The sequence below is a fragment of the Paraburkholderia caribensis genome, from assembly GCF_002902945.1.
Classification (GTDB): Bacteria; Pseudomonadota; Gammaproteobacteria; order Burkholderiales; family Burkholderiaceae; genus Paraburkholderia; species Paraburkholderia caribensis.
In genome coordinates this window covers 489,435-511,311 of sequence record NZ_CP026101.1, presented here as the reverse complement: position 1 = coordinate 511,311, position 21,877 = coordinate 489,435, and the positions used below count along the sequence as shown (strand labels likewise).

The 21,877-nt window shown below is 62.4% G+C and carries 16 protein-coding genes; 9 read left to right on the top strand and 7 right to left on the bottom strand.

What is annotated here, in order from left to right; translation table 11 throughout:
- Positions 1–126: 126 nt before the first annotated feature.
- The 7 genes from C2L66_RS02240 (at position 127) to C2L66_RS02210 (ending at position 8,426) form a co-directional block, all read left to right on the top strand.
- Positions 127–1,023, top strand: coding sequence for an HlyC/CorC family transporter (locus tag C2L66_RS02240; RefSeq protein ID WP_035986532.1), 897 nt, complete (start codon positions 127–129; stop codon positions 1,021–1,023).
- A 33-nt stretch (positions 1,024–1,056) separates the two neighbouring features.
- Positions 1,057–2,784 (top strand): apolipoprotein N-acyltransferase, encoded by a 1,728-nt coding sequence (gene lnt, locus C2L66_RS02235; RefSeq protein WP_060602321.1) that lies wholly within the window; start codon positions 1,057–1,059, stop codon positions 2,782–2,784.
- Positions 2,785–3,020: 236 nt separating this feature from the next.
- Positions 3,021–4,028, top strand: a complete 1,008-nt coding sequence (gene glyQ / locus C2L66_RS02230) for a glycine--tRNA ligase subunit alpha (RefSeq protein WP_082433758.1) — start codon at positions 3,021–3,023, stop codon at positions 4,026–4,028.
- A 15-nt stretch (positions 4,029–4,043) separates the two neighbouring features.
- Positions 4,044–6,143, top strand: a complete 2,100-nt coding sequence (gene glyS, locus C2L66_RS02225) for a glycine--tRNA ligase subunit beta (RefSeq protein WP_060602324.1) — start codon at positions 4,044–4,046, stop codon at positions 6,141–6,143.
- Positions 6,144–6,153: 10 nt separating this feature from the next.
- Positions 6,154–6,711 (top strand): D-glycero-beta-D-manno-heptose 1,7-bisphosphate 7-phosphatase, encoded by a 558-nt coding sequence (gene gmhB, locus C2L66_RS02220; RefSeq protein ID WP_054929732.1) that lies wholly within the window; start codon positions 6,154–6,156, stop codon positions 6,709–6,711.
- Positions 6,712–6,749: 38 nt separating this feature from the next.
- Complete coding sequence (locus tag C2L66_RS02215) at positions 6,750–7,508, top strand: lysophospholipid acyltransferase family protein (protein WP_054929731.1); 759 nt, start codon at positions 6,750–6,752, stop codon at positions 7,506–7,508.
- Positions 7,509–7,568: 60 nt separating this feature from the next.
- The gene (locus C2L66_RS02210) at positions 7,569–8,426 is read left to right on the top strand and encodes a M48 family metallopeptidase (protein ID WP_060602328.1); all 858 of its coding nucleotides are present in this window, start codon (positions 7,569–7,571) and stop codon (positions 8,424–8,426) included.
- A gap of 886 nt (positions 8,427–9,312) precedes the next feature.
- Here the strand turns inward: C2L66_RS02210 and gloA are convergent.
- The 6 genes from gloA to C2L66_RS02180 all read right to left on the bottom strand — a co-directional run bounded on the left by gloA (position 9,313) and on the right by C2L66_RS02180 (position 16,903).
- Positions 9,313–9,699, bottom strand: a complete 387-nt coding sequence (gene gloA / locus C2L66_RS02205; RefSeq protein ID WP_054929727.1) for a lactoylglutathione lyase — start codon at positions 9,697–9,699, stop codon at positions 9,313–9,315.
- Between the two features lie 127 nt (positions 9,700–9,826).
- Complete coding sequence (locus C2L66_RS02200) at positions 9,827–10,954, bottom strand: porin (RefSeq protein ID WP_060602331.1); 1,128 nt, start codon at positions 10,952–10,954, stop codon at positions 9,827–9,829.
- Between the two features lie 217 nt (positions 10,955–11,171).
- Positions 11,172–12,002 carry a 16S rRNA (adenine(1518)-N(6)/adenine(1519)-N(6))-dimethyltransferase RsmA gene (rsmA, locus tag C2L66_RS02195; protein WP_060602333.1) on the bottom strand — a complete coding sequence of 277 codons (831 nt, stop codon included), beginning with the start codon at positions 12,000–12,002 and terminating at the stop codon, positions 11,172–11,174.
- Between the two features lie 21 nt (positions 12,003–12,023).
- Positions 12,024–13,025 carry a 4-hydroxythreonine-4-phosphate dehydrogenase PdxA gene (pdxA, locus tag C2L66_RS02190; RefSeq protein ID WP_054929724.1) on the bottom strand — a complete coding sequence of 334 codons (1,002 nt, stop codon included), beginning with the start codon at positions 13,023–13,025 and terminating at the stop codon, positions 12,024–12,026.
- Positions 13,026–13,038: 13 nt separating this feature from the next.
- On the bottom strand, positions 13,039–14,418 hold the full coding sequence (locus C2L66_RS02185) for a peptidylprolyl isomerase (protein ID WP_176055587.1): 1,380 nt from the start codon (positions 14,416–14,418) through the stop codon (positions 13,039–13,041).
- 115 nt (positions 14,419–14,533) lie between these two features.
- Positions 14,534–16,903: an LPS-assembly protein LptD gene (locus C2L66_RS02180; protein ID WP_054929722.1), complete on the bottom strand. Its 2,370-nt coding sequence runs from the start codon at positions 16,901–16,903 to the stop codon at positions 14,534–14,536.
- A gap of 226 nt (positions 16,904–17,129) precedes the next feature.
- On the opposite strand from C2L66_RS02180, the gene C2L66_RS02175 reads away from it, so the two are divergent.
- Positions 17,130–18,206, top strand: coding sequence for an aminoglycoside phosphotransferase family protein (locus C2L66_RS02175; RefSeq protein WP_054929721.1), 1,077 nt, complete (start codon positions 17,130–17,132; stop codon positions 18,204–18,206).
- 24 nt (positions 18,207–18,230) lie between these two features.
- Positions 18,231–18,920 (top strand): N-acetylmuramate alpha-1-phosphate uridylyltransferase MurU, encoded by a 690-nt coding sequence (murU, locus tag C2L66_RS02170; RefSeq protein ID WP_060602813.1) that lies wholly within the window; start codon positions 18,231–18,233, stop codon positions 18,918–18,920.
- Positions 18,921–19,767: 847 nt separating this feature from the next.
- Here the strand turns inward: murU and C2L66_RS02165 are convergent.
- Positions 19,768–21,651: an ABCB family ABC transporter ATP-binding protein/permease gene (locus C2L66_RS02165; RefSeq protein ID WP_060602336.1), complete on the bottom strand. Its 1,884-nt coding sequence runs from the start codon at positions 21,649–21,651 to the stop codon at positions 19,768–19,770.
- Between the last annotated feature and the right edge of the window lie 226 nt (positions 21,652–21,877).

Below are 21,877 nucleotides of genomic sequence, written 5' to 3'. Positions count from 1 at the left end.
GAAACCGACGGGCCCAAACGGGAAAACGCCCTGCACCGCGCGGTGCCCCCGGACACGGTCCTGCCACGCACGTGGTGTATCCTTAACACTCTGCAACAGCGCGTCCAGCTTTCCGGGCGCACCACCATGAACGATTCGTATCCCAGTCGACGCCATACCAGCGACAAACCCCAGGAAAAACGCTCCCTCCTCGAGCGATTGACCGACTTCATCTCGCCCGAGCCCGATTCTCGCGGTGAACTTCTCGAAATCCTGCAGGACGCGCACGAACGCAATCTGATCGACGCAGATTCGCTGTCGATGATCGAAGGCGTCTTCCAGGTTTCCGAGCTCTGCGCGCGCGACATCATGATCCCGCGCTCGCAAATGGACGCGATCAACATCGCGGACGCCCCCGACGAATTCATTCCGTACATGCTGGAAAAAGCGCACTCGCGCTATCCCGTGTATGAAGGCAATCGCGACAACGTGATCGGCGTGCTGCTCGCGAAAGATCTGCTGCGCTACTACGCCGAAGACGAAGCCGACGTGCGCGGCATGCTGCGCCCCGCTGTGTTCATCCCCGAATCGAAGCGCCTGAACGTCCTGCTGCACGACTTCCGCGTCAACCGCAATCACATCGCGATCGTCGTCGACGAATACGGCGGCGTCGCGGGCCTGATCACGATCGAGGACGTGCTGGAGCAGATCGTCGGCGACATCGAGGATGAATACGATTTCGACGAAGAAAGCGGCAACATCATCGCGTCGCCCGACGGACGCTACCGCGTGCGCGCCCTGACCGAGATCGAGCAGTTCAACGAAGAGTTCGGCACGCACTATTCCGACGAGGAAGTCGACACGATCGGCGGCCTTGTCACGCACCACTTCGGACGCGTGCCGCATCGCGGCGAGAAAGTGAAGCTCGACGACCTGATCTTCGAAGTGCTGCGCGCCGACGCGCGCCAGATCCACATGCTGCTCGTGCGCCGCGATCCGCTCGCGGGGCAGCGCGAACGCGACGCCCAGCACGTGCAGACCTGATTCCCCCGTTTCCCTGAAGCCGACCACGCAAGAATGGCCGACCCGATCACTTCCCGTCTGCGCCGCGGCGTGACGTCCGACGCAGCCGATGCAAACATCGGGCGCGCCCGGACGTTGCCGTGGTGGCACTACCTCGCCGCCGCAGCCGCCGGCGCGCTCAATACGCTGTCCTTCGCGCCCACGCCGCACGGCGGCTGGCTCGAACTCGCGATCTTCGTTTTCTTCTTCGTGTGGCTCACGCGCACCACGGGCTGGAAAAGCGCGGCCCTCACGGGCTTCGCGTTCGGCTTCGGCAATTACGTGACAGGCGTGTGGTGGCTGTACGTGAGCATGCACTTCTATGGCGGCATGCCGGCGCCCCTTGCGGGCACGGCACTCGTGCTGTTCTCGCTGTATCTCGCCGTCTATCCGGCGCTTGCGGCAGGCGTCTGGTCGTTCTGCGCAGGACACGCGCGCAACGGCAAGCTCGTCGACGATCAGCCGTTTTCGCCGACCTGGCACGGCGCCTTTGCGTTCGCGAGTGCGTGGGCGATCGGCGAATGGCTGCGCGGCACGGTGTTCACCGGCTTTCCGTGGCTCGCGAGCGGTTACGCGCAGGTCGATGGGCCGTTTGCAGGATTCGCGCCGATTGTCGGCGTATACGGCGTCGGCTGGGTGCTGGCGCTAGCCGCCGCGCTGATCGCGCAGGCCGTGCTGCGTTCGCTCACAACGAAAAACGGTAACGCACCCGCTGCGCCACGCGCCACGCGCGTCGCGGTGCCCGCCGTCATCGCCGTCGCGCTAGTCGCAGCGGGCCTCGTCCTGCCGCTCGTTTCGTGGACGACGCCCGCCAACGCGACGCTGACCGTGCGCCTCCTGCAAGGCAACGTGAAGCAGGACATGAAGTTCGAAGAGTCGGGCGTGAAAGCGGCCATCGACGAATATCAGCGGATGATCACCGCAAAGCCCGCCGATCTCATCGTCACGCCGGAAACAGCCATCCCCGTGCTCGCGCAGGCGATTCCCCAGTCGTTCGCGCTGGCGGTGCGCAATTTCGCCGATTCGACGCATTCGTCGATCCTGTTCGGCGCAGTCGGCGGAACCATCACGCCGGAAGGACGCGTCGTCGATTACACCAACAGCCTGTTCGGCATCACGCCGGGCCAGCCGGGCGTGTTTCGCTACGACAAGCATCATCTCGTGCCGTTCGGCGAGTTCGTGCCGTGGGGCTTCCGCTGGTTCGTGAATCTGATGAACATTCCGCTCGGCGATTTCGCGCGCGGCGCGCCCGTGCAGAAACCGTTCGTCGTGCGCAACCAGCCAGTCGCCGTCGATATCTGCTACGAAGACATCTTCGGCGAGGAAATCGCGCGCACGGTCCGCGAGAGCGACATGCCGGCGGGCGTCCTCGTCAATTCGACGAATCTCGCGTGGTTCGGCGACACGATCGCGCTCGACCAACATCTGCAGATCGCGCGCATGCGCTCGCTCGAAACGGGCCGTCCCATGCTGCGCGCGACGAACACAGGCGCGACGGCCGCCATCGACGCGCGCGGCAACGTCATCGCGCGCCTGCCCACATTTACCCAGGGTTCGATCGAAACGACCGTGCAAGGCACGACGGGCTTCACGCCGTACGTGACGAGCGGCAACAACACGGTGCTCGCCGTATCGCTGCTGTTCCTCGCATTTGGTTTTGCGTTCGGTCCGGGCCGCGTTCGGTCGGGCCGCGATCGGTCCGGCGGGTCGAAAAAGAACGGCGACACGAACAACAACGCCTGACGTCAAAATGGACGGGGAGCGCAGCACAGAACGCACGCAAAAGCGCCACGACGCGCCCCCGTCGCATCGCCGGGCCCCAGAAAGTCTCAAGCCACCGGCAATCCGGTAAAATTCAGGGTTTTACAGCACTGGGCCGCGCAACCGGCCGGCTATGGAGCGGACGGCCAGCACGACCGGCGCGCCCCACGCCGCACGGTATCCGCGTCCTGCCTGAAAGGCACCCTTCAAGGCACTTCATGCTCACGTTTCAGCAAATCATCCTGACGCTGCAATCCTATTGGGACAAGCAGGGTTGCGCGCTGCTCCAGCCGATCGACATGGAAGTCGGCGCGGGCACTTCCCACGTCCACACGTTCCTGCGCGCGGTCGGCCCCGAGCCGTGGCGGGCAGCCTACGTCCAGCCGTCGCGCCGCCCGAAGGACGGCCGCTACGGCGAGAACCCGAACCGTCTGCAGCACTACTACCAGTATCAGGTCGTGCTGAAGCCGGCTCCGGAAAACATCCTCGACCTGTACCTCGGCTCGCTCGAAGCGCTCGGCTTCGACCTGAAGCAGAACGACGTGCGCTTCGTCGAGGACGACTGGGAAAACCCGACGCTCGGCGCGTGGGGCCTCGGCTGGGAAGTGTGGCTCAATGGCATGGAAGTGACGCAGTTCACCTACTTCCAGCAAGTTGGCGGCCTCGACTGCAAGCCGGTGCTCGGCGAAATCACGTACGGTCTCGAGCGTCTCGCGATGTATCTGCAGAAGGTCGAGAACGTCTATGACCTCATCTGGACCGAGTGGGAAGAACAAGGCCCGAACGGTCCTGAGATGCGCCGCCTCACGTATGGCGACGTTTATCACCAGAACGAAGTCGAACAGTCCACATATAACTTCGAGCACGCGAACACCGACCTGTTGTTCACGTTCTTCAACAGCTACGAGAGCGAAGCGAAGCGCATGATCGAAGTGCCGCTCGCGCTGCCCGCTTACGAACTCGTGCTGAAGGCTGCTCACACATTCAATCTGCTCGACGCGCGCGGCGCGATCTCCGTGACGGAGCGCGCGGCGTATATCGGCCGCATTCGCGCGCTGTCGCGCCTCGTTGCGCAGGCTTACTACGACTCGCGCGAAAAGCTCGGCTTCCCGATGCTCGGCAATCCCGTGCACGGCGTGCCCGGCCTCACCACCGACGAACAGGAAGCCGCGATGCCCGCTTGGGCGCCGCCGCTCAAAGCCGAACGCAAGATCGACCAGGACTGACGAGACCAAGAAGACATGACGCAATCCCATCAAGCCACCCTGCTCGTCGAACTGCTGACCGAGGAACTGCCGCCCAAAGCGCTAGCGCGCCTGGGCGATGCGTTCGCGGAAGGCATCGCGCAACGTCTCGCCGCGCGCGATCTGATCGAAGGCGAACTGTCGTTCGAGCGTTACGCCACGCCGCGCCGGCTCGCGGTCACGATCAAGAACGTACGCAGCGTCGCGCCGGAAAAACACGTGCGCGAGAAAGTGCTGCCCGTTTCCGTCGCGCTCGATGCGAACGGCCAGCCCACGCCGCCGCTCGCGAAGAAGCTCGCGGCGCTTGGTTTCCCCGATTTCTCGGTGAACGATCTCGAACGTGCGAACGACGGCAAGGCTGACGCATTTTTCCTGCGCTATGCGGCGCCCGGCGCGACGCTCGCCGAAGGCCTGCAGACGGCGCTCGACGAAACGCTCGCCAAGCTGCCCATTCCGAAGGTCATGACGTATCAGCGGCCGGACGGCTCGAACGTGCAGTTCGTGCGCCCGGTGCATCGTCTGACGGTGCTGCATGACAAAGAGGTCGTGCCCGTCACCGCGTTCGGCATCGATGCCGACGACACGACGCTCGGTCATCGCTTCCTGTCCGAAGGCTTCGTGCAGATCCAGCATGCGGATCACTACGCCGAAACGCTGATGCATCGCGGCCACGTCGTGCCGAATTTCTCGGACCGCAAGGAAACCATCCGCACGCATCTGCTCGCGCAGGCAAACGGCGACCAGGTCGTGATGCCCGAGTCGCTGCTCGACGAAGTGACGTCGCTGGTCGAATGGCCCGTCGTCTACGCGTGCACGTTCGAGGACGAGTTCCTGCAGGTGCCGCAGGAATGCCTGATCCTCACGATGCAGACCAACCAGAAATACTTCGCGCTCACCGACGCGAACGGCAAGCTGCGTTCGCGCTTTCTGATCGTGTCGAACATCGAGACGAAGACGCCGGCCGAGATCGTCGAAGGCAATGAGCGCGTCGTGCGCCCGCGCCTCGCCGACGCGAAGTTCTTCTTCGAACACGACAAGAAGAAGCCGCTCGCGGACCGAGTGCCGCAACTCGCGAACGTCGTCTATCACAACAAGCTCGGCTCGGCGCTGCAACGCGTGGAGCGGGTCGAGGCGCTGGCGGGCGCGATCGCGCAGATGACCGGCGCGGACGTCTCGCTCGCGAAGCGTGGCGCGCATCTCGCGAAGGCCGACCTGTTGACCGACATGGTCGGAGAATTCCCCGAGTTGCAAGGCACGATGGGCACGTACTATGCGCGCCACGACGGCGAGCCGGAAGAAGTCGCGCTCGCGTGCTCGGAACACTATCAGCCGCGCTTCTCCGGCGACGCTTTGCCGTCGACGGTAACGGGCACGATCGTCGCGCTCGCGGACAAGCTCGAAACGCTGGTCGGTATCTGGGGCATCGGCCTGCAACCGACGGGTGAAAAAGATCCGTTCGCGCTGCGCCGTCACGCGCTCGGCGTGCTGCGTATTCTGGTCGAAAAGCAAATGCCGATCGACCTCGTCGAACTGTTGCAGGTCACCTATGCGCAATTCGCAAACGTGCCGAACGTCGCCGATTCGACGCAAGCCATTTACGAGTTCTGTATCGACCGTCTGCGCGGCCAGTTGCGGGAACGCGGCTATTCGGCGGGCGAGGTGGATGCCGTGCTCGCGCTGAACCCGACGCGCTTCGACGACATCGTTGCGCGTCTGGATGCCGTGCGCGAATTCGCGGCGCTGGCGGAAGCGGCGTCGCTCGCGGCTGCGAACAAGCGCATTTCGAACATCCTGAAGAAGTCGGAAGGCGCGCACGCGAACGGCGTGCAGACCACGCTGCTCGTCGAAGCAGCCGAAAAGGCGCTGCATGCGCAACTCGAACAGGTTGCGCCGCGTGTGCAGTCGCAACTCGCCGAACGTCAATACACGGGCGCGCTGTCGGCGCTCGCCGCGCTGCGCGAACCCGTCGACACGTTCTTCAACGACGTGATGGTCAACGCGGAAGATCCGGCGCTGCGCGCGAACCGCCTTGCGCTGCTTGGCGCGCTCCATCAACAGATGAACTGCGTCGCGGACATTTCGCGTCTGGCAGCCTGAGCGACGCATCATGGGGACCGCAAAGAAACTGGTAGTGCTCGATCGGGACGGCGTGATCAACGCCGACTCGGACGCGTTCATCAAATCGCCCGACGAGTGGGTCGCGCTGCCCGGCAGCCTCGAAGCAATCGCGCGGCTCAATCAGGCCGGTTATCGCGTCGCGATTGCGACGAATCAGTCGGGCATCGGCCGGGGCCTGTTCGATATGGACGCGCTCAACGCGATGCATCTGAAGATGCATCGCGCGGCGGCCGCCGTCGGCGGGCGTATCGACGCCGTGTTCTTCTGCCCGCACACGGCCGACGACCACTGCGAATGCCGCAAGCCGAAGCCCGGCATGCTGAAGATGATCGCGGAGCGCTTCGAGATCGAACCGGAAGAGACGCCTTGCGTCGGCGATTCGCTGCGCGATCTGCAGGCAGGCGCCGCGCTCGGTTTCGTCCCGCACCTGGTGCTAACGGGCAAGGGCAAGAAGACACTCGAAGCAGGCGGCCTGCCTGAAGGCACGGTCGTGCACAACGACCTGCGGGCGTTCGCACTCGACTTTCTCGCCGAAGAACAAGAATGATGCGTGCGTAGCGCGCCCTCACTTCACTGACCACGCCGATGCGCTTCATTCGCTCGCTGTTGCTGCTGATCTTTTTTGCGGTCTTCACGATTCCCTACGCGACCGCATGCTTCATCGCGTTTCCGTTCATGCGCGCCGACAACCGCTACTGGATGGCTGTCGGCTGGTGCCGCACGACGCTCGCTGTGGTGCGCTGGCTGAACGGCATCCGCTACGAAATACGCGGCATGGAAAACCTGCCGAACGGTCCCGCCGTGTTGCTGTCGAAACATCAGTCCGCGTGGGAGACGCTCGCGTTTCCCGCGTTGATGCCGCGGCCGCTGTGCTACGTGTTCAAGCGCGAACTGTTGTATGTGCCGTTCTTCGGCTGGGCGCTCGGCATGCTGAAGATGATTCACATCGACCGGAAGGAAGGCAAGAATGCGTTTGCATCGGTGACGCGTCAGGGCGCGCGGCGCATGTCCGAAGGGGCGTGGGTCATCATGTTCCCGGAAGGCACGCGCACGCCGACGGGCAAGCAGGGCAAGTACAAGACGGGTGGCGCGCGCTTCGCGGTTGCGACGGGCGCGGTGGTCGTGCCCATCGCGCACAATGCGGGACGCGTGTGGCCGCGCAACTCGTTCATGAAATATCCGGGTATAGTCACAGTGTCGATCGGCAAACCGATCGACGCCACCGGGCTCACGCCCGACGAAGTGAACACGCGCGTTGAAACGTGGATCGAGGCCGAGATGCGTCGTATCGATCCGGCCGCTTATGGCGACGAGCAGAACACGCCCGCCGCCGCCCGTATCTGACGCGCCACGCTGCAATGCGCACATGCGCGCGTTGCAGCGTCTCAGCGCGAAGTGAGTCCGATGCAGAAGTCTTCCAAGCCGCAGCCTGCTGCGGCGCTCGATAGCCGGCAACTGGATCTGCCGCTCTTCGACGAGCCGGGCAAATCTGCCGCGCCGCCGCAACCCAAGTCCGCTGCTCCCCTCGCTCCCGACGGTTCGAAACTGCGCAGTGTCACGCTTGGTGCGCGCACGTTGCAATATGGGTTGAAGCGTTCGTCGCGTCGTTCGATCGGGTTTGCGATCGACAGCACGGGACTGACTATTACCGCGCCGCGGTGGGTCACGCTCGCTGATATCGAAACAGCGATCGCCGAAAAGCAGCGCTGGATTTTTACCAAGCTCACTGAGTGGCAGACGCGTACTGAGCAGCGCGTGATGCCGCGCGTTGACTGGAAAGACGGCGCTGAGTTGCCCTATCTTGGGCAGACTGTGCGCGTGACGCTTGCGGCTGCGAATGGTCAGCTTGTCTATGATGCCGCGGGGAATGTGCTTGCGTTGCCGCTGCCGGCGCAGGCTGATCCGCAGCAAATCAAGGATCGCGTGCAGGGCTGGTTGCAGAACGAGGCGAAGCGGATTTTTGGTGAGCGTCTTGTTGTGTATGCCGAGAAGCTCGGGGTTTCGTATCGGGCTTATGGGCTTTCTTCCGCCGCGACGCGGTGGGGTAGTTGTTCTAGCGATGGGAAGATTCGCCTCAACTGGCGGTTGATTCACTTTCCTTTGTCCGTTATTGACTATGTCGTCGCGCATGAACTCGCGCATTTGCGCGAGATGAACCATAGTCCTAAGTTCTGGCAGACGGTTGAGTCGATTTTTCCGGAATTTCGCGAGGCGAGGCAGACGTTGAAGCATCATCCGCCGGAGTTGTTGCCGACGTTGTGATTTGGTTTTGGTTTTTTTGGTTTTTTGGTTTTTGCGCGTGTCGCGCGGCCTGATTTCGCGGTGCGGTTCCTTTTTTTGCCTTTGCGTTGGCGTCCGCGATTTGGTTTTGCTTTCGCTGGCATGCGTGATTTGCTTTTGCTCTCGCTGGCATCCGCGATTCGTTAGCGTGCTTCACGCGTCGCCCCTGTGCGGGGCGGCACCTACTTTTCTTTGCCGCCGCAAAGAAAAGTAGGCAAAAGAAAGCGGCTCACACCGCCAGCCCTTGTTCTTGCCTGAGGGCCCCCAAAGGTTCTTACGCTTCACACGGCAACCACGTCACCCACGTTCGTTGCCAACGCTCTGAATGAGCGCCTCACCCGCTTCACGCCCCCGCTTTTCAGCACGCCGCGCCAGACAGTCTACCGCCGCCCAGGTGGCAAACTGTGTGTCGGCTTTCGCGCCATACGCGCACCACTCCGGACCGATAGCGCATGCGTCCCACCCGGTAAGAGCGCCAAGCCATACGACGCGACAACCTACACACAGTTTGCCACCTGGGCGGCACATACCATTCGCTGACGCGGACTCATGTACGGGTGTTTGAAGTGGGTGAGGCGCTCGTTCAGCGCGTTGGCAACGCACACGGACAAGGGCGTTGCCGTGCGAAGTGTGGGGACGTTGGGGGCCCGTGGGCAAACGTCAAGAATTGGCGGTGTGAGCCGCTTTCTTTTGCCTACTTTTCTTTGCGGCGGCAAAGAAAAGTAGGTGCCGCCCCGCACAGGGGCGACGCTTGAAGCGAGCTAACGAATCGCGGATGCCAGCGAAAGCAAAAGCAAAAGCAAACCGCGCATGCCAGCGAACACACTAGCAAACCACCCAGCGTCGCAGACAAAAAAACCAAAAACCCTTACGACTTCCGCTGAATAAACTCGATCTTATACCCGTCAGGGTCAGTCACAAACGCAATAACGGTCGTACCGTGCTTCATAGGCCCCGCCTCCCGCACAACCGTCCCACCTTGTTCCTTGATCTTGGCGCACGCGGCATACGCGTCATCGACCTCCACTGCGAGGTGCCCAAACGCATTACCCAAGTCGTACGACTCAGTATCCCAATTGTGAGTCAGCTCGATAACTGTGCCATCCTTCTCATCTTCATACCCAACAAACGCAAGCGTAAACTTGCCTTCAGGATAGTCATTGCGACGCAGCACTTTCATCCCGAGCAACTCGGTATAGAACTTGATCGAGCGGTCGAGATTGCCGACTCGGAGCATGGTGTGAAGAAGGCGCATGATGCACTCCAGTATTGTGTAGGGATGTCGAGGGCGTAAATGTACAGAAAAACAGAAAACGCCGCGCGCTCGCCGACGCAAAGTCAAAGTCAAGCCCGCGGTGTCCACACGCCCCATAGGCAAAACTTTAAAACAGATGCCGCAGCCCTGCCATCAGCCCGATCTGCGTGCCCTTCTGCGCCAGCCCGACACCATTCACACCCTGCAATTGCGCGCCAATCAGATCCCCGCGATACAGCGAGTAGTCGCCTTCCACATAGACATCCGTGCGCTTGGACAAACTGTAATCAGCAACGAGTTGATACTGCCACGCAGAACCATCCTGCGCCGGCGTCTTGCCGTCCTGCAATGTCCGCCACACATTCGCTGCAAAATGCCAGGCAGCGCCCACCTGCTGCGTAATCCCGCCCATTATCATTCGACGCCGTGAAAAGTCCGTGTACTTGAGCGCCGCAAGCACAGGCGCCGTAAACGGACCGTTCGCGAAATTGGAAAACCCCGCGTCGTTCTGATTGACGATATAGCCGAGCGCGAAGCGCGTCTGGTTCCACGTATACGACGCACCAAACGTCCAGGCTTTCGCCGCGCTGCCATTGACGGAGTCGCGCGACTCCTCATACGCACCGCCCAGGCTCACAGGCCCACCGCTTGGCGCGTAAGCCAGCGCCGCCCCATACTGCGAACCATACGACTGATGCCCAGCAACCCCGCCGAATGCATACCCGACCGACAACAACACGTCATGCGCACGCGCCTGATACTGCACCTGATTGCTCGTCCAGATGCCGCCCGACATCGTCACTTCCGGCTGGAAGCTGAAGTCGTAAGGAATCCACGGGTTGCTGCCATAGCCCCCAAACGTGATCCCTTCGATCAGCACGTTCGGCATCCGCCCAAAGATCAGCCTGCCATACGACGACGATTGCACGCCGATCTGCGCCTCGTTGAAAAACGGCAGCGTCGGATCGCTCTGACCACTGTTAATGTAGATACGGTTTTCGAGCTTGAAGAAGGTCGACCAGCCGCCGCCCAGGTCCTCGACGCCGCGCAACCCCCAACGGCTCTCCGACATGCCGCCGTTGCCGAGGCCAACGCTCGAGTCACCGTTCTTGTTCACGTGCGTCATATACCGGACGCTTTCGTCGACAATGCCATACAAGGTGACGCTCGATTGCGCGTGCGCCGTCGCGCACGTCAATGCGGGCGAAAGCGCCGCCCACGCGCAAAACCGCAGTCTCTTGCTCCCCTTCGTCATACCGTCTCCTGATCCATCCTGCATGCGTAAATGCGTGGGAATGTCTTAAAGCGGTGCGGCCTCGCTGGCGCGCAAATAGGCGAACGCAAGCAAGCGTAAGATTAATCTGTATGAAGAGTCGGGAAGATAAAAGAAAGCCCGCGTGTTGCGGGCTGTCTACAGTGGCCTTTGCAGATGCAACGAGCCGTCGTTGTGACTTGACTCGATGCGATTCTGGCTACTTCGGCGAAGCTGCCGATACGGCCTGGGCAACGGATACGTACTCCGCCACCGGCACGTCCTCCGCGCGGCGTTGCAGATCGAAACCGAGCGCGTCGAAATCGACGGCATCTCGATAGGCGGACAGCGTGTTGCGCAACATCTTGCGACGCTGTGAGAACGCCGCGGTGACGAGTTCGCCGAGCGTCGTTTGATCGACGGAAGGCAGTTCGTGCGGCGCGTAAGGAATCATGCGGACGATCGCGGAATCGACCTTCGGCGGCGGCTGGAACGATTCGGGCGGCACGTCGAGCAGCTTGTCGATCACGTAGCGGTACTGCAACATCACCGACAACCGGCTGAATGCCTTGGTGCCCGGCTCCGCGACCATCCGTTCGACCACTTCGTTCTGCAACATGAAATGCTGATCGATCACGCGGTCCGCAAAGGTGGCGAGATGAAACAGCAGCGGGCTCGAAATGTTGTACGGCAGATTGCCGACGATACGCAGCGTGGGCTTCTCGCCCGCGTCGGCGAGCGAGCCGAAGTCGAACGCGAGCGCATCGCCTTCATGCAATTCGAGTAGCTCGCCGAATTTCTTCTTCAGACGCCCGATCAGGTCGCGGTCCAGTTCGACGGCGTGCAGCGGCGCGTCGGGCGTCGCGAGACGCCCGATCAGCGGCTCCGTCAGCGCGCCCAACCCCGGTCCGATTTCGACCATGCGTTCGCCGCGTTGCGGACGGATCACGTCGACAATCGAATCGATGATGCCCAGGTCGACCAGAAAATTCTGTCCGAAGCGCTTGCGCGCGAAGTGGCCCTGGTGCTGTCTGCTTGAACTGTTGGACATCGATTAGAAGCTACAAAAAAATCATGCGGCGCGACGGTTGCGCGCCATGGAAACTGCGGTGTCGATCGCGGCGATCAGGCTGCCCGCATCCGCGCGGCCCGTGCCGGCGAGATCGAGCGCCGTGCCGTGATCGACCGACGTGCGGATGATCGGCAAGCCCAACGTCACGTTGATGCCTTCGCCAAACGTCGCGTATTTCAGAACGGGCAGGCCCTGATCATGAAACATCGCGAGCACGCAATCGGCTTCGTTCAGATAACGCGGCTGGAACAGCGTGTCGGCGGGATACGGGCCGCGCGCGTCGATGCCTTGCCCGTTCGCCTGTTGCAGCGCCGGCGAGATCACGTCGATTTCCTCGCGGCCGAGATAGCCGTTTTCACCCGCATGCGGATTCAGGCCGGTGACGAGAATGCGCGGCGCGGGCAGCCCGAAATGATGCCGCAGGTCATGGTCGATGATACGCAGCGTGTCGACGAGCCCGTCGACCGTCAACGCCGCCGACACGTCCTTCAGCGGCAGATGCGTCGTCGCAAGCGCGACGCGCAGCGGCCTTGCGCCCGTGCCCGCCAGCATCATCACGACGCGCGGCGTGTTGGTGCGCTCCGCCAGATATTCGGTGTGGCCGGTGAACGGAACGCCGGCGTCGTTGATCGTGCTCTTTTGCAACGGCGCGGTGACGATGGCGTCGAACGTGCCCGCGAGCGCGCCGTCGATCGCGGCATCGAGCAGGCCGAGCACGTACGGCCCGTTCTTCGCGTCGAGCTTGCCGGCCTGCGCGGGCGCGGCGAGCGCGTGATGCTGCGTGTCGATGCGGCGGCCCTGCTGCAAAGCCCAATCGATTCCGACAGCCTTGGCGCGCTCGGTCATCAGTCCGCTGTCGCCGAGCACCGTGAAATGCGCGTCGGGCCAATGCGCGCCCGCTGCGGCGAGCGCCTGTGCCGTCAGTTCAGGACCGACGCCAGCCGGCTCGCCCGTGGTGATCGCGATGTTCAGCGGTGCGTTCGAGGGCTGGGCAGCGGTCATGACGATTCCAGAGTTATTGCGCGGACGTACCCGTGATCGGGGTTGCCTTGTAATCGACATACGCCGTGTCGCGCAGTTCACGCAGCCAGTCGGCGTAGGCCTGTTCGGCCTTGCGCTGGCCGATGGCCTGGCGCGCGAGGTCCATCTGCTGCGAGACCGATCCTTCCGCTTCGCGGCGGCCCAGCACCTGGATCAGGTGATAGCCGTATTCGCTTCGCACGGGCTGGCTGATCTGATTGTCCTGCAGCGCGTTCATCGCACGTTCGAACTCGGGCACCGTCTCGCCCGGGCTGATCCAGCCGAGATCGCCGCCTTGCGAAGCCGAACCGTCCTGCGAATAGGTCCGCGCAAACTTGTCGAAATCGCCCTGGCCCGTCTCGATCTCCTGGCGGATTTCGAGCAGTTTCTGGCGCGCCTGCGGCTCCGACAGGCCGTCGCCGACGCGCAGCAGGATGTGGCGCACGTGCGTCTGCGTGAGCTTGGTCGAATCGGCGGAAGCCGCGCCCTGGCCCGAACGGCGGTCGACGAGTCGCACGATCTCGAAGCCGTCGTTGGTACGGATCACGGAGGGATTGACCTGGCCCGGACGCAGCGTCGAAGCTGCCGTCACGAATTCAGGCGGCAGTTTGGACGGCGCCTGAAAGCCCAGGTCACCGCCCTTCGATGCATCCGCCGCCTGCGAATTGGCCTTCGCGAGCTTTTCGAAGTTGTCGCCCTTCAACGCTTCCTGCAGCAGTCCATTCGCCTTCGCCTGCGCCGCTTCGATATCCGTCTGCGACGCGTTGAGCGGCGCCTTCAGCAGGATGTGCTCGAGGCGCAGATCGCTGGTCAGGCCGGCCGTCGGCCCGCGCTGGCTCGCGATGTAGTTCGCCACTTCCGCGTCCGACACGGTGACCTTGCTGTCCACTTCCTTCTCGCGCAGACGCGACAGGATCAGTTCCGTCTTCGCGTCGCCCATGAAGGTCGACCAGGGCACGCCTTGCGCCTCGATACGCGCGCGATACATTTCGAGCGGCATGTTGTTGGCCTGCGCGAGACGTTCGAGCGTGCGCTGCACCTGCGCGTCATCGACGGTGATGCCGTCTTCGCGCGCCTTCTGCAGCTGGATGCGCTCCAGCACCATCTGGTTGAGAACCTGCTGGCGCAGCTGATCGGCAGGCGGAATCGGCGCGTGCTGCTGGTTCAGCCGCTTTGTGATCAGGCCGACGCGCATGTCCAGCTCGCGCTGCGTGATCACGCCGTTGTTGACGACAGCCGCGATCGTATCGACCGTTTGAGCATTGCCGTTGCCGCTCAGCGCCTGCGCGTGCGCAGGCGCTGCCAGCAGAATGGAAGCGGCCGCAGCGAAGCCGGTCGCGAACGTTGCCAGGCGAAGCTTTTTCATGATTGCCACAGATACTCCAGTGATGTCGGGCACGCTCGGCCCGTCTTGTCTGTTCTGCGAACGACGCGGCATCGATCTGTCACCCGCGATCTGGTCACTCGCGACCCGCTGATTCGTGACCCGCTCATTCGTAATTGTTGAACTGCGATTCGGGCGGCGGCGGCGGCGGCGGCGGCTGATAGCCCGCCACGCTGGCGCGGAACGCGGACATCAGCCCGTTGTCGACGCTCGACAGCCCCTTGAACGTCAGCTGCGCGAGCACCCGCGTACCGGACGACGTACCACCCGTCGAGTTCACCCCGTTTGCATAACGCTGAAAACCTACGCCGAGCGTCCAGCAATCCGCGTCGTATTGCATGCCGAGAAGCGCGTCGACAACGCGTTGTGCTTTCAGGTCGTAGTTGATACGCCCTACGCCGAACACTCGGTGCATCAACGGCCACTGGCCCGAGATCAGCAACTGGTTGATCGGCTGGTTGTCCAGCGTCGTGTTGGCGCGCGTGTAACGGTAGCCGAGGTTGATGACCTTGCCTGCCGCCGGGCTGTACCCGAAACCAATGCTGGTCTTGACCAGCTGGTTGTTGTCCGCATTATATTGGAACGCCGTTTCCGAGGCGAAACCGGCGCCGAGCTTCAACGACGCGCCGAGTATCAGGTCCGAGTGTGTGGCCTGCTCCGACGCCTGCTGAGTCTGATCCAGCGTGACGCGCTGATCGCGGAAATAGTACTGCTGGGCGATCACGAAGCGCGCGCGCTCGTCGCCCGTCGCCGGGTTCAGGAAACGCGTAGTGATGGCGGCCGTCAGACGGTTCGCATCGGCGATCCGGTCGTTACCGACGAACGTGTTCGGCGTGAAGATTTCCGCAAGGCCGAAATCCGACTCAGCCGTATCGAACAGCGGCGCGAAGCTCTGGTTGCGATACGGCGTGTAGACGTAGTACAGACGCGGTTCGAGCGTCTGGATGAAATCCTGCCCGAACAGACGCACCGAGCGGTCGAAGATCAGCCCGGTGTCGAACGAGAACGTCGGTATCGACTCGGTGAAATTCTTCGGCTGGTTCGCGGGCGAGCCCGTGCCGATGTTGCTCAGGTCATACGACGCGAAGTGCCATTGCACCTTCGGCGTGACGAAGTAACCCGGACCGATGACGGAGTACGACAGGTACGGATTGAAGACGACGCGATCGCCTTCCGTCGCGTCCGCCGTCGTGATGCGAAAGCGCGTGTAGTCCGCTTCCGCGCCGAAGTCGAAGCCGCCGACGTTGTACTTCGCGTACTTCACGTTCAACTGCGGCTCGCGGCCGTAAGGCGCGGTGGACGGCGAAAGCGTCTGCCAGTGCTGTTCGCGCGCGAGCACGGACCACGGCCCGTTGTTGTACGTCAGCCCCGCTTCCTGCTGGTACAGCAGCTGCGTGCCGTTCAGGAACTGGTTCGTCGTCGACGCCAGGTCTTCCGGATAGGTGTTGTCCGAGACCTTGTTGTAGTAGATGTACCCGCCGAAGCCCGAACCGAAGTTCTGGTTGTGCTGGATATACAGCGCATACCGGTTCGTGTGGGTGATCTTGTCGTCGGGCAGATACTCGCCCGTGATCGAGCCGCTATAGGTCGGCGACAGATAGCGGAAGTTCGCCTGCAACTGCACGCCGCGCTTCGACAGAATGCGCGGCGTCACGGTCAGATCGCGGTTCGGCGCAATGTTGAAGTAGTACGGCAGCGCCAGCTCGAAGCCATTGGTCGAACTGAGCGATGCCGTCGGCGGCAACAGGCCGCTGCGCCGCGCACCCGACAGCGGGAACGACAGCCACGGGCTCGCGAACACGGGGACGCCCTGGAAGAACAGCACGCCGTTGTGCGCGACGCCGTCGTCGGCGCCCGTGTCGAAGTCGAACTCGCTGCCCTTGATGTACCACGCCGGATCTTCCGCGCACTGACACGCCGTATAGGTGCCGCGCGTGAACACCGAGCGCTCGTTGTCGAGCAGATCGACGCGCTCGGCACTGCCCGAACCGCCCGTCACCGTGAAGTGATATTTGGGCGTGGTCATGAAGCCTTCGCTCGACTCGATCTTCATGTGCGCTTCCGGGCCCGAGAACGTGGCCCCGTTGCCCGACAGGTGGACATTGCCGTAAGCATCGGCCATGTCCGTATCCTGATCGTAATGAAGCGCGTCGGCTTTCAGCGCCGAGTTCGTGCGGCGGACTTCCGCGGCACCTTTGGCCGCGATGTCCTGGTCGGCCGTGCCCGTGGTCGAGTCGCCCAGCACGAAGGTGGCGGGGCTCTGGCCGTTGGGTGCCGGATGTTCTTCGAGTTGTGGAGCCAGCCGCAGGCCCCACGGCGCGTCTATCGGCTGCGCCTGCGCCGCCTCTCCCGCCAGCTGCGCATGCGAAAGCGCGGGCAGCAGACCCGGCACGGCGACCAGCGCCGCTGCGAGCCGCCTTCTGCGCGGCAAGGCGTCAGAGGTGGAAGTGGTTCGGAAAAACTGTCTAGGCGGCATGTATCGTTTGGCGTATCGGCCCTGCTGTCAGTTCATGTGCCCGGTCATTAGTCACGAGTTGCCGCCTGTGCAATCGGGCATCGAATGCACAACTTTTGACGATTCATGCAGCGGTAAGGCGGGCGATCCAACGAGATGCGCGAGAACTGACGCGAGTCGCGTCAAAAAAGTCGTGGGGTATTATATGGCAAGACGTTGCCCACCCCGATTTTGTCACCGGCATTTCATGACGCTTTCCCCCGTATCTTCCCTTACATCCGCTTCTTCGACGGCGGACGCCCGGCTCGAGCTTCTCGGCGCCTGGCTGCAATCCCACGCTGGTCGCTACGGCCTTGACCTTGCCACACTGAAGCCCGCTTCCGCCGATGCGAGCTTTCGCCGCTACTTCCGCCTTGCGGGCAGCGGCGCGGAGCTTGTCGCCGGCGGCGCGACGGTGATCGCCGTCGATGCGCCGCCGCCCGAGAAATGCCGTGAATTCGTGCAGGTGGCGGGTTTGCTGGCCGACGCCGGCGTCCACGTGCCGCGCGTGCTGGAAGTCGATCTCGATGCGGGCTTCATGCTCGTCACGGATCTCGGCACGCAGTCGTATCTGTCCACACTGAAGCAGAGTAGTCCCGCCGAAGCCAAAACGCTGATGCGCGACGCGCTCGATGCGCTGATCCGCTGGCAGCTCGCCTCGCGCGAGGACGTGCTGCCGCCGTTCGACGAGGCCTTCCTGCGCCGCGAAATGGAGCTGATGCCGGAGTGGTTCATCGGCCGGCATCTCGGGCAGGAGGTGGATGAGAACACGCGCGGCGTGCTCGATCGCACGTTCGCGTTGCTGGTCGCGAGCGCGCGGGCGCAGCCGCAGGTCTTCATGCTGCGCGATTTCATGCCGCGCAATCTGATGATCGCCAGGCCGAATCCCGGCGTGCTCGACTTCCAGGATGCGGTGTACGGCCCGATCACGTATGACGTTGCTTCGCTGTTGCGCGATGCGTTCATCGGTTGGGACGAAGAGTTCGAGCTTGATTGCTTCGTGTACTACTGGGAACGCGCGAAAAAGGCGGGGCTTCCCGTCGATGCCGACTTCGGCGAGTTCTATCGACAGCTCGAATGGATGGGCCTTCAGCGGCACATCAAGGTGCTTGGCCTGTTCTGCCGGATCAACTATCGCGACGGCAAGCCGCATTACATGGCGGATCTGCCGCGTTTCATCGGCTATGCGCGCAAGGTGTGCGAGCGATACCGGCCGCTCGTGCCGTTCGCGAGGCTGCTCGACGACCTCGAAGGCCGCGCCGTCGACGTCGGCTACACGTTCTGACGGGTGAAGAACTTGAACAAAGCGATGATCTTCGCCGCCGGGCGCGGCGACCGGATGCGGCCGCTGACGGACGCGTGTCCGAAGCCGTTGCTGAAGGTGGGGGGCAAGGCGCTGATCGAATGGCAGATCGAGCGGCTGGCGGACGCCGGTTTTACGACGATTGTCGTTAATCATGCCTGGCTCGGCGCGCAGATCGAGGATGCGCTGGGCGACGGTTCGCGGTTTGGTGTCGAGTTGCGTTATTCCGCCGAGCATGAGGCGCTCGAAACGGCGGGTGGAATTGCCAAGGCGTTGCCGCTGCTGGAGGACTCAGGCGAGCCTGAGGTGTTCGTTGCTGTCGCGGGTGATGTGTACGCGGATTTTGATTATTCGACGCTGCGCGCGGCGGGTGCGCGTCTCGCGGCTGCGGATTTGCCCGGGATGCATCTGGTGATGGTGCCGAATCCTTCGTTTCATCCGGCTGGGGATTTTGTGCTTGCCAGCGATGGAGTGTTGGCGCTTGATGGCGCGCCGCGGTATACGTTTGGAAGCATCGGGCTTTATGACACGCGGATGTTTCGTGATCTCGCGCCGGGGACGCGGCGGGCCCTTTCGCCGTATTATCGTGAGGCTATTGCGCATAGGCGCGCTACTGGGGCGCTCTATACCGGGTTGTGGGAGAACGTTGGGACTCCGGCGCAACTTGTGGCGCTTGATGAGTTGTTGAAGGGGTAGGTTTTTTTCGTCTGCGACGCTTGGGTGGGGTGCTTGTGGTTTCGCTGGCATTCGCGAATTGGTTTTGCTTTCGCTGGCATTCGCGAATTGGCTTTGCTTTCGCTGGCATTCGCGAATTGTTATCTCGCTTCACGCGTCGCCCCTGTGCGGGGCGGCACCTACTTTTCTTTGCCGCCGCAAAGAAAAGTAGGCAAAAGAAAGCGGCTCACACCGCCAGCCCATGTTCTTATCCACGGGCCCCCAACGTCCCCACACTTCGCACGGCAACGCCCTTGTTCGTGTGCGTTGCCAACGCGCTGAACGAGCGCCTCACCCACTTCAAACACCCGTACATGAGCCAGCGTCAGCGAATGGTATGCGCCGCCCAGGTGGCAAACTGTGTGTAGGTTGTCGCGTCGTATGGCTTGGCGCTCTTACAGGGTGGGACGCATGCGCAACCGGTCCGGAGTGATGCGCGTATGGCGCGAAAGCCTACACACAGTTTGCCACCTGGGCGGCCGTGGACTATTTGGCACGGCTTGGTGCGACGCGGGGACATGAAGCGGGTGAGGCGCATCGCAAGAGCGTTGGCAACGAACGTGGGTCACGTGGTTGCCGTGTGAAGCGTAAGAACCTTGGGGGGCCCTCAGGCGAGAACATGGGCTGGCGGTGTGAGCCGCTTTCTTTTGCCTACTTTTCTTTGCGGCGGCAAAGAAAAGTAGGTGCCGCCCCGCACAGGGGCGACGCGTGAAGCAAGCTAACGCATCGCGGATGCCAGCGAAAGCGAAAGCAAAAGCAAAAACAAATCGCAGATGCCATCGCAAACGTGCAAAGGCACCCCACCCAAGCGTCGCAGACGAAAAAAGCCTCACCCCTCATCGCCAGGCAAATCCAAAACCTCTTCCGCGTGCGCAGCACGCTCCTGCTGCAAGGCCCACATCTGGGCAAACAACCCACCAACGGAAATCAGCTCAGCAAAAGTCCCGCGCTCGACGATGCGCCCCTTATCCATCACGATAATCTGCTCCGCATGCACAACCGTCGACAATCGATGCGCAATAATCAGCGTAGTCCGCTCACGAGCAATCAAATCCAACTCATGTTGAATAGCACGCTCTGACCGCGAATCAAGCGCCGACGTCGCTTCATCAAACAGCAACACAGGCGGATTCTTCAACACAGTCCGCGCAATCGCAACGCGCTGCTTCTCACCACCAGAAAGCTTCAACCCGCGCTCGCCGACAGGCGTCTCATACCCCTTGGGCAAGCTCTCGATAAACTCGTGAATATGCGCCGCCCGCGCCGCCGCGATCACTTCGTCACGCGTCGCCGAAGGCCTGCCATACGCAATGTTGTAATAAATCGTGTCGTTGAACAGCACCGTATCCTGCGGCACGATGCCGATCGACGCGCGCAGCGAATCCTGCGTCACATCGCGAATATCCTGCCCGTCGATGCGAATCGCACCGCCCGTCGCGCGATCCAGATCGTAGAAGCGAAACAGCAGCCGCGCGAGCGTCGATTTGCCCGAGCCGCTATGGCCAACCACAGCCGTCGTCGTGCCCGCAGCAATCGTGAAGCTCACGTCGTGCAGAATCGGACGCGCCGGTTCGTACGCGAAGTTCACATGCTCGAAGCTCACCTGCGCGCCGCCCACGACAAGCGGCAACGCATTGACCGCATCAGGCACTTCGCGCGCCGCGCCGAGCAGCGTGAACATGCGGTCCATATCCGTGAGGCTCTGCTTCAACTCGCGATACACGACGCCAAGAAAATTCAGCGGAATATACAACTGCAACATGAACGTGTTGATCAGCACGAGATCGCCGAGCGTGAGCCGCCCCGCCATCACGCCCTGCGTCGCGCGCCACAGGATGAACACGAGCCCCGTACCGATGATCGCCTGTTGCCCGAAGTTCAACGCCGACAGCGAATTCTGCGACTTGATCGCCGCCGCGCGATAGCGCTTCAGGTTCTCGTCGTAACGCTGCGCTTCCCATTCTTCGTTGTTGAAGTACTTGACCGTCTCGTAGTTCAGCAGCGAATCGATGGCGCGCGAGTTCGCGTTCGAATCGAGTTCGTTCATCGTGCGCCGGAAATGCGTGCGCCACTCGGTCACCTTCACCGTGAACGTGATGTACGCGGCCAGCGCGATGAACGTGACGATCGCGTAATACGCCTCGTACTTGACGACGAAGAACCCAAGCACGAGGCCGACTTCGACGAGCGTCGGCAGAATGCTGTAGAGCGAATACGAGATCAGTTGCGTGATGCCGCGCGTGCCGCGCTCGATATCCCGCGACATGCCGCCCGTCTGCCGCTCCAGATGAAAGCGCAGCGACAGCGCATGCAGATGCCGGAACACCTTCAGCGCCAGTTGCCGCACCGCGCTTTCCGTCACCTTCGAAAACAGGATTTCCCGCAGCTCCGTGAAGAGCGAAGTGGACAGTCGCACGACGGCATACGCGACCACCAGCAGCCCCACGCCGCCCAGCAGCACGACGGCGGGCGCGTTCGTCGCGCGGCCGAGCGCCGTCAGGTGCTGCACGGCAGCAAGACTGTCGACGATGCGCTTCATCACGATCGGCACGCCCAGATTGGCAACCTTCGCGCCGATCAGGCAGCTGAGCGCGAACGCGACGCGCCACTTGTACGTGGCGAGGTACGGCAGCAGCGAGACGATAGTTTGCCAGTCGTTGCGCGGTTGATTCGAAATCGGCGACGGTTCGGACGAAGCGGAAAAGCGACGCATGGTTCTATTGTGGGAATAGCCTGCACGCTTGACGCGTGACTCGTGGGGAACGTGACGGGCAAGTGCGTTCGACGAACCAAACGGCCTTCGGAACGCGACGCGCCGGCAATAAGCTCCAGCGGGCGCTTTCCCGTACAATTCCTGATCTGGCAATATTGTCGCAGAAGCCGGCTGGCGCCGCTTTCGCCGCGCTGACACTGGTCTTCCCGGTCATGCTGTGGTCGTG

Coding starts and splice junctions, on each gene's coding strand:
- C2L66_RS02240 (WP_035986532.1), top strand. CDS start 127: ATGAACGATTCGTATCCCAGTCGACGCCATACCAGCGACAAACCCCAG.
- lnt (WP_060602321.1), top strand. CDS start 1,057: ATGGCCGACCCGATCACTTCCCGTCTGCGCCGCGGCGTGACGTCCGAC.
- glyQ (WP_082433758.1), top strand. CDS start 3,021: ATGCTCACGTTTCAGCAAATCATCCTGACGCTGCAATCCTATTGGGAC.
- glyS (WP_060602324.1), top strand. CDS start 4,044: ATGACGCAATCCCATCAAGCCACCCTGCTCGTCGAACTGCTGACCGAG.
- gmhB (WP_054929732.1), top strand. CDS start 6,154: ATGGGGACCGCAAAGAAACTGGTAGTGCTCGATCGGGACGGCGTGATC.
- C2L66_RS02215 (WP_054929731.1), top strand. CDS start 6,750: ATGCGCTTCATTCGCTCGCTGTTGCTGCTGATCTTTTTTGCGGTCTTC.
- C2L66_RS02210 (WP_060602328.1), top strand. CDS start 7,569: ATGCAGAAGTCTTCCAAGCCGCAGCCTGCTGCGGCGCTCGATAGCCGG.
- gloA (WP_054929727.1), bottom strand. CDS start 9,699: ATGCGCCTTCTTCACACCATGCTCCGAGTCGGCAATCTCGACCGCTCG.
- C2L66_RS02200 (WP_060602331.1), bottom strand. CDS start 10,954: ATGACGAAGGGGAGCAAGAGACTGCGGTTTTGCGCGTGGGCGGCGCTT.
- rsmA (WP_060602333.1), bottom strand. CDS start 12,002: ATGTCCAACAGTTCAAGCAGACAGCACCAGGGCCACTTCGCGCGCAAG.
- pdxA (WP_054929724.1), bottom strand. CDS start 13,025: ATGACCGCTGCCCAGCCCTCGAACGCACCGCTGAACATCGCGATCACC.
- C2L66_RS02180 (WP_054929722.1), bottom strand. CDS start 16,903: ATGCCGCCTAGACAGTTTTTCCGAACCACTTCCACCTCTGACGCCTTG.
- C2L66_RS02175 (WP_054929721.1), top strand. CDS start 17,130: ATGACGCTTTCCCCCGTATCTTCCCTTACATCCGCTTCTTCGACGGCG.
- murU (WP_060602813.1), top strand. CDS start 18,231: ATGATCTTCGCCGCCGGGCGCGGCGACCGGATGCGGCCGCTGACGGAC.
- C2L66_RS02165 (WP_060602336.1), bottom strand. CDS start 21,651: ATGCGTCGCTTTTCCGCTTCGTCCGAACCGTCGCCGATTTCGAATCAA.